Source organism: Mesonia aquimarina (assembly GCF_003667275.1).
GTDB lineage: Bacteria > Bacteroidota > Bacteroidia > Flavobacteriales > Flavobacteriaceae > Mesonia > Mesonia aquimarina.
In genome coordinates, this window is record NZ_RCNV01000001.1 from 690,943 (window position 1) to 697,673 (window position 6,731).

Annotated in this window: 8 protein-coding genes; 5 read left to right on the top strand and 3 right to left on the bottom strand. The window is 31.0% G+C overall.

Translation table 11 applies throughout. The features are described from left to right. Positions 1-60: 60 nt before the first annotated feature. Together D9R05_RS03375 and D9R05_RS03380 are read right to left on the bottom strand one after the other, a co-directional pair. Positions 61-1,395, bottom strand: a complete 1,335-nt coding sequence (locus D9R05_RS03375) for an MBL fold metallo-hydrolase (RefSeq protein WP_121665792.1) — start codon at positions 1,393-1,395, stop codon at positions 61-63. 4 nt (positions 1,396-1,399) lie between these two features. After that, positions 1,400-2,305 (bottom strand): sterol desaturase family protein, encoded by a 906-nt coding sequence (locus D9R05_RS03380; protein WP_121665793.1) that lies wholly within the window; start codon positions 2,303-2,305, stop codon positions 1,400-1,402. Positions 2,306-2,460: 155 nt separating this feature from the next. On the opposite strand from D9R05_RS03380, the gene D9R05_RS03385 reads away from it, so the two are divergent. Both D9R05_RS03385 and D9R05_RS03390 read left to right on the top strand, forming a co-directional pair. Beyond that, positions 2,461-3,093, top strand: a complete 633-nt coding sequence (locus D9R05_RS03385; protein WP_121665794.1) for a Crp/Fnr family transcriptional regulator — start codon at positions 2,461-2,463, stop codon at positions 3,091-3,093. A 57-nt stretch (positions 3,094-3,150) separates the two neighbouring features. After that, a complete protein-coding gene (locus D9R05_RS03390) occupies positions 3,151-3,963 on the top strand; it encodes a sulfite exporter TauE/SafE family protein (RefSeq protein ID WP_121665795.1) in 813 nt (270 codons plus the stop codon). 2 nt (positions 3,964-3,965) lie between these two features. On the opposite strand, the gene D9R05_RS03395 is transcribed toward D9R05_RS03390, so the two are convergent. Further along, on the bottom strand, positions 3,966-4,502 hold the full coding sequence (locus D9R05_RS03395) for a DUF1697 domain-containing protein (protein WP_121665796.1): 537 nt from the start codon (positions 4,500-4,502) through the stop codon (positions 3,966-3,968). A gap of 74 nt (positions 4,503-4,576) precedes the next feature. Between D9R05_RS03395 and D9R05_RS03400 the strand changes: the two genes are divergently transcribed. The 3 genes from D9R05_RS03400 (at position 4,577) to D9R05_RS03410 (ending at position 6,658) form a co-directional block, all read left to right on the top strand. Further along, positions 4,577-5,647: a DinB family protein gene (locus tag D9R05_RS03400; RefSeq protein WP_121665797.1), complete on the top strand. Its 1,071-nt coding sequence runs from the start codon at positions 4,577-4,579 to the stop codon at positions 5,645-5,647. Between the two features lie 30 nt (positions 5,648-5,677). Further along, positions 5,678-6,067 (top strand): SAM-dependent methyltransferase, encoded by a 390-nt coding sequence (locus tag D9R05_RS15720; protein WP_317124591.1) that lies wholly within the window; start codon positions 5,678-5,680, stop codon positions 6,065-6,067. A gap of 321 nt (positions 6,068-6,388) precedes the next feature. Next, positions 6,389-6,658 carry a hypothetical protein gene (locus D9R05_RS03410; RefSeq protein ID WP_121665798.1) on the top strand — a complete coding sequence of 90 codons (270 nt, stop codon included), beginning with the start codon at positions 6,389-6,391 and terminating at the stop codon, positions 6,656-6,658. The last annotated feature ends 73 nt before the right edge of the window (positions 6,659-6,731 follow it).

Consider the following 6,731-nt stretch of genomic DNA (forward strand, 5'->3'; position numbering starts at 1 on the left):
TGAAACAAAAAAAATCCGTTGAAATTTTCAACGGATTTTATTCTTCAAAATAATTATTTTCTACATGTACTCTTTAATCGTATCGCTTAAATCAAGTACAGAAGTTTCATCAATATACTTATCTAAAATACTGCTTCCCGCTGCACTTCTATAACCTGCGGCGCAATGTACTACAATTGGTTTTTCGGTTGGAACCTCGTTTGCACGTTCTCTTAATTCATGTAACGGAATGTTTATAGAATCTTTAAATGGTTTTTTAGTTTCAACTTCCGGAACATTTCTAATATCTACAATGGTATATTTTGAAGGATTTTCTTTGAAATCAGTTAAATTGAGTTCTTCAAATTTTTCTAAATCACCGGCAATGGTAACAATTGCTTTTATGTGTTTTTCGTAACCAATTTTTGCAATTCGGCTCAAGATAGTTTCAATCATTTCTACTGAAGGCACTACTACATAAAATTCTTCTTCAGGTTTTACAATTGCACCTAACCAAGTTTCTAATTTTTGCGCTTCGCGGATTCCTATGATATTGAAACTTTCTGGTAAATGATTGGCTTTAAATTCGTCTGCAGAGCGAATATCAACAATCGTGGTATCTTTTTCAACTTGAGAGACGTTCAATAAAACGGGAACTTTGCCAATACTTTTAAGAAAATTATCAGGTCCTTTTTTATTGGTATCTACATCAAAACCAAAATAATGAGGAATCATTGGCTGGTCTTGTAATAATTCTTTTATAAACTCTTCTTCAGTTTGTTTTTGAAACGCCCAGTTACTCATTCTTTCTTGACCTAAAGTTGAAGAAGAAGCATCGCTCATATTTTTTCCACATAAAGAACCTGCACCGTGCGCTGGATAAACAAGGGTTTCATCTGGCAAATTATTATATTTATTTTGCATAGTATGGTACATCTGCTTTGCCAACTCTTCACGTTTTGCTTGCATATTTCCAGCTTTTTCGCGTAAATCTGGTCTTCCTACATTGCCGATAAAAAGTGTATCGCCGGTAAAAACTGCTTTTTCATTTTCTGCTTCAGCGACAATTGAAATACTATCTGGTGAATGTCCCGGTGTATTTATAGCTGAAAACTTTACTTTTCCCATCGTAAAATTATCGCCATCATCAAAACTTTGGTGCGGATAATCTGCTCCTAAATCTTTACTTGCGTAAATTGTTGCTCCGGTTTCTTTATGAATTTGTAAATGACTGCTTACAAAATCTGCGTGCGGATGCGTTTCAAAAACAGCTACAATTACGGCATTGTTTTCTTCAGCAAATTGATAATATGGCATTGGATTTCGAGAAGGATCTACAAGTGCCATTTTCCCTTCACTTACAATTGCATATGAATAATGCGCTAGGGCTTTATCATTAAATTGTTTTATTTTCATTCCTCTATTTTTTAATGTTGCTTTTTTGTGTTGTATTTTGTTTATGTTGAAATGGATACATTAATTGTTCGGTAAAACCTTTCGGGAAATTTTCATCTCCTTCAAAACCTAATTCTATATTTTTTCCGTTTTTTGGAATATAGGCTGTTCCGAATAGATAATCCCAAATGCTTAAGCTCAATCCGTAATTCATTCCGTAAGGTCTATCCTTTGGTAATGCTTTTGAGTGATGCCAAATGTGCATTTTTGGATTGTTAAGCAAATAACCGAAAACTCCATAATTCCAACCTAGATTAGCGTGATTTAAATGTCCTATAAATACTGCAAACATATGAACGATAAAAAATTCTTGAATACCAAAACCAATCATCGCTAACGGAATATATTGTACACTTTTATACACAATAGTTTCCATAAAATGAAAACGAAATTGCGCGGCAAAACCCATTTCTTTAACGCTATGATGAATTTTATGAAATTTCCATAGCCAGGGTCTTCTGTGTAATTGTCTATGAACGTTCCACTGAATAAAATCAGCGATTACAAACATAATCAATAATTGCGACCAAGCAGGAAGGTCTTTTACTTCTATGGCCACAAGATTTTCTATACCAAAAAGTCCTAAAAAATCATTAAACAATTCTACCCCTACATTAGAAATTGCATTGTATCCCACCAACGAGAATAAAAAAAAATTAAAAAGAATATAAAAACTATCTAACCAAAATCCTTTTCTGAAAATCGCCTGATTTTTTCGCCACGGAATCACAATTTCTAAAATCCAAACTAATAATGACAAACCTATTAACCAATAAAAATAGTTTGTCCACGACGGATTTGAAATTTCATTGACCAAATAATTAAAATATCCGGTAAAAGAATCTTGTATTATTTTTAAATATTTCTCCACTTCTCTAATAATTCAATACAAAAATACACATTAGAATTTGTTAGACCGGTAACCTTTGTTACAGAGATTCAAAAAAAGTGCCAGATGAAATTGATTACAAAAAGCATAATGTAAAAAATAAATTTGTTTAATTTTAAGTCTTAAAAAATTGCATTATGCAAAATGAACTAACGCGACTGTACGGGAATGTTTTTCAGCCAGAACTTTTGGAAGAAATAGATAATATTGCTGTAAAAAAAGAGGTGAAAGCAGGAGATGTGCTTATAAATATTGGTGATTATGTTAGATCCATGCCACTTCTATTAAACGGAGTCATTAAGATTTCCAGAAGAAATGAAGAAGGAAATGAACTTTTATTATACTTTCTTGAGAAGGGAGAAACCTGCGCAATGACGCTTACTTGTTGTGTTGCTCATCATAAAAGTGAAATAAAAGCTGTAGCGGAAATGGACACCGAACTTTTAATGATTCCGGTACAAAAAATGGAAGAATGGTCTTCTAAATATAAGAGTTGGCGAAATTTTGTATTTGATAGTTACCATAATAGATTAATGGAAGTCTTACAATCTATAGACAGCATTGCTTTTTCTAATTTAGATGAGCGATTAGTAAAATACCTTCAGGAAAAAGAAAAAATTACAGAGAGTAAAACCCTGCATTTAACACATCAAGAAATTGCCAATGATTTGCATTCTTCTCGTGTAGTGATTTCTAGATTATTAAAAAAATTAGAAAATCAACATAAATTAAAAATACAGCGTAACAGTATAGAATTATTAGCTGTGTAACCTAGATTACTTAATAAACAAACCATAATAACTAAGTTTGTACCATATTTTCAGTATATACTCATGATAGAAATTTTAGGTTATTTTGGCGCCTTACTAATTGGTATTGTTTTAGGATTAACCGGTGGTGGTGGTTCTATTCTTACTGTTCCTATTTTGGTGTATATTTTGGCAATTAATCCTGTTATAGCTACAGGATATTCACTTTTTGTTGTGGGTATTTCCTCATTATTTGGGGCCGTTAAAAATATTCAAAAAGGGTTGGTGAATTTTAAATCTTCACTAATTTTTGCCATTCCGGCAGTAATTGCTGTTTTTTCTACTCGAAAATTTATTATCCCTGCTGTTCCTGAAATTTTAATAGAAACCACTTCATTTACCCTGACTAGGGAAGTAGCTATAATGAGTTTTTTTGCGTTACTTATGTTAGTAGCCTCTTTTTCTATGATTTTAGATAACAAGAAAAATTTAACCGAAAAATCTACCGGTAAAAATGCTGAAGATATAAATTATCCACTCTTAATTATTTTAGGAATTCTCACCGGTTTAATTACCGGTACTGTTGGTGCCGGTGGCGGATTTATAATTGTGCCTATTCTTGTTTTATTAGCAAAACTCCCGATGAAAAAAGCAGCAGCAACATCACTTTTTATCATTGCTATTAATTCTCTTCTAGGTTTTTTAGGCGATGTTACCACGTTTAAAATTGATTGGGTTTTCTTGCTCAGTTTTTCTGCAATTGCAGTTGCCGGGATTTTTCTAGGAATTTATTTAAACAAATTTATTGACGGTAAAAAACTAAAAAAAGGCTTTGGTTGGTTTGTCCTAATTATGGGAATCTACATTTTTTGGAAAGAAATGACTATGTAAATTTAAGTCAACTTTGCTCCTATTTTTACTAAGGTGTTCCAATTTCTTGTGGTCAATTTTTTTTGAAAAAACTTATCCATTTTTTCCATTGCTTTAGTAGATTTTCCTTTAGCAAGATCTAAAACTGAAACGATTTCGGTTTTGGTTATTCTAATAATATGAAACGATTCATCTTCTAAACTTTTTAAGCTATTTTTTTCATTAAATTCTTCATATAAAAAACTTACATACAAGCGGATATCCTTACTCATTTCTATAGATTGAAATGGATTTTCGCTTAGCATTTCTTGTATTTCACCTTTAGTTTTAACCACCGTAGGGATTGAGAAACCAAAATTTTCTTCCAATAATTCACTCAAATTTTCCTGAATTTTCTCTTCGGAATTTTCAACTGAATCAAAAATTATATTACCAGAATTTAATAAAGTAATTATATTTTGGTAATTATTATTCTTCAATAGAATTTTTAAATCCTTCATGGGAACTTTGTGTTTTCCGCCAACATTAATTCCTCTCAAAAACGCAATATATGTTTTCATAACTAAATTTTAGCTGATGAAATTACCAAGAAAATCACGATCTTTGATAATATCAACCAAAAAATAATCTAGCGATGAAAATTTTAAAATTTATCGGAATTCTAATTCTACTCATTATCGGTTTCTTTTTAATTGCCGGTTTAGTAATGCCTAAAGACTTTAATTACAAAGAAGAAATTGTTATAAATCAGCCACAAGAACAAGTGTTTGATTATATAAAACACTTAAAAAATCAAAATGAATATGGCACTTGGGATCAAATAGATCCCGAAATGAAACAAACATTTGAAGGGGAAGACGGCACTGTTGGTTTTACTGTTTTTTGGGAAAGTGATAACTGGAAAGTTGGTAAAGGTAATCAACAAATAATTGCAATTGAAGAAGGAAAAAGTATAACCACAGAAATCACGATAGATGATTGGGGTGATCCGATGACGGCAAAAATGAGTACAGAATCAGTTGGTGAAAATCAAACCAAAGTAACTTGGCAAAATGAAGGAAAAATGCTTTATCCTTTTAATGCAATGACTTTGTTTATGGATATGGAAGACGATTTTGAAGAAGGCCTAGAAAATCTTAAAGAAGTTTTAGAAGCACAAGAAACAAATGTAAAAGACAAAGAATTAGAAAGTTTAATTTCTCAATATGAAAAAAGTAATGAAGAATTTAAATCATCTATTAAAAATTTAAGTGAAACGCAATTAAATTTTAAACCTTCAGACAGCAGTTGGTCGGTAAGTCAATGCGCAGACCATATTATTAAAACAGAAAAAGCTTTAGCCGAAATGCTACAAAAAGGTTTAACCGAAGGCAAAAAGATTAGTAGAGATTCTATTAAAGTTAGTGATGAAAATTTAATGAAATTTATTACGAACAGGCAACAAAAAACAAAGGCACCTGAAGCCATCCAAGGAAAAAACAAGTATAAAAACTCACAACAAGCTATTGAAGATTTTACTGCGCAAAGAGAGAGTTTCAATAAAGTGATAAATAATTATACTAGCGAGCAATTGCGAAATCAAGTATTGCAATCGCCTTCTGGTTATGTAGATGCCTATCAATTTTCATTATTCATTTCCGGTCATACGCTGCGCCACATTGCTCAAATTAAAGAAGTAAAAGCTGATGAAAATTTTCCGAAATAATTCAATAAAAAACTATAATTAATTTATAAAATGAAAGATTTTTGGAATGATAAGTTTGAAACCGAAGAATATATTTATGGAAAAAAACCTAACAATTATTTAATTGAAAAGTTAAAACACCTCAAGCCCGGAAAAATTCTTTTTGCAGCAGAAGGCGAAGGTAGAAATGCCGTATTTGCAGCAAAACAAAACTGGCAAGTTGAAGCGTTTGATCTAAGCGAAAATGCAAAAAACAAAGCCTTAAAATTTGCTCAAGAAAATAATGTTGAGATTAATTATAAGTTACAAGAATTTCTTGAAATTCCATATCAAGAACAAAGCTTTGATGCTGTTGCCTTAATTTATGCTCACTTTGAAAAGGATAAAAAACAAGCATATTTTAAACAACTGGATAAACTCTTAAAAAAAATGGCTATATAATTTTTGAAGGTTTTGGTGAAAATCATCCTGAATATCAAAAAATCTATCCGAAAATTGGAGGACCTAAAAATGCCGATTTACTTTTTTCTGTAGAAGAATTAAAAAAGGCTTTCAAAGAATATGATTTTATAGAAATTCAAGAAGAAGTTGTAGAACTTAACGAAGGTAAAAAGCACATTGGTAAAGGTTCTGTAGTAAGAATTTTTGCTAAAAAAAATTAAAGTCAAAAAATTAAAAATTCAATTTTTGTCAAATTTATTAGTTACTTTTATGAAGCTTTATTGATTTTTTCAGGTTTTTTAATCGTCATAAATACACCTTATGAAAGCAGAATTTATTTTCCTTTTACTGTTTTTTATGACGATAAATATTGGCTCAGCTCAAGATAGCATCACCGATCAAGATGTAAAAATCAATCGACAATTGTGGTTAGATTATAATTTTTCGGCTAGAATTAATGACGATATGCAAGTAAATACACAAGCTGCTTATCGTAACATTTCGCCAAAAGTTTACAATAGATTTATGCTATTTCCAACATTAGTAGCCGTTGCACAAGCCCTAAATTTTAAAAACACTTCATCAATATAAGCCGCTTTTAGCGGTTTTTATTTTTAAATTCCATAGCGTTGGGTGAAAAATTAAGTTCCTTGAAAGTGAGCTA

What these genes read in the sequence shown, in the direction of transcription:
- D9R05_RS03385 (WP_121665794.1), top strand. Translation starts at nt 2,461, where the DNA reads ATGCAAAATGAACTAACGCGACTGTACGGGAATGTTTTTCAGCCAGAA.
- D9R05_RS03395 (WP_121665796.1), bottom strand. Translation starts at nt 4,502, where the DNA reads ATGAAAACATATATTGCGTTTTTGAGAGGAATTAATGTTGGCGGAAAA.
- D9R05_RS15720 (WP_317124591.1), top strand. Translation starts at nt 5,678, where the DNA reads ATGAAAGATTTTTGGAATGATAAGTTTGAAACCGAAGAATATATTTAT.
- D9R05_RS03400 (WP_121665797.1), top strand. Translation starts at nt 4,577, where the DNA reads ATGAAAATTTTAAAATTTATCGGAATTCTAATTCTACTCATTATCGGT.
- D9R05_RS03410 (WP_121665798.1), top strand. Translation starts at nt 6,389, where the DNA reads ATGAAAGCAGAATTTATTTTCCTTTTACTGTTTTTTATGACGATAAAT.
- D9R05_RS03375 (WP_121665792.1), bottom strand. Translation starts at nt 1,395, where the DNA reads ATGAAAATAAAACAATTTAATGATAAAGCCCTAGCGCATTATTCATAT.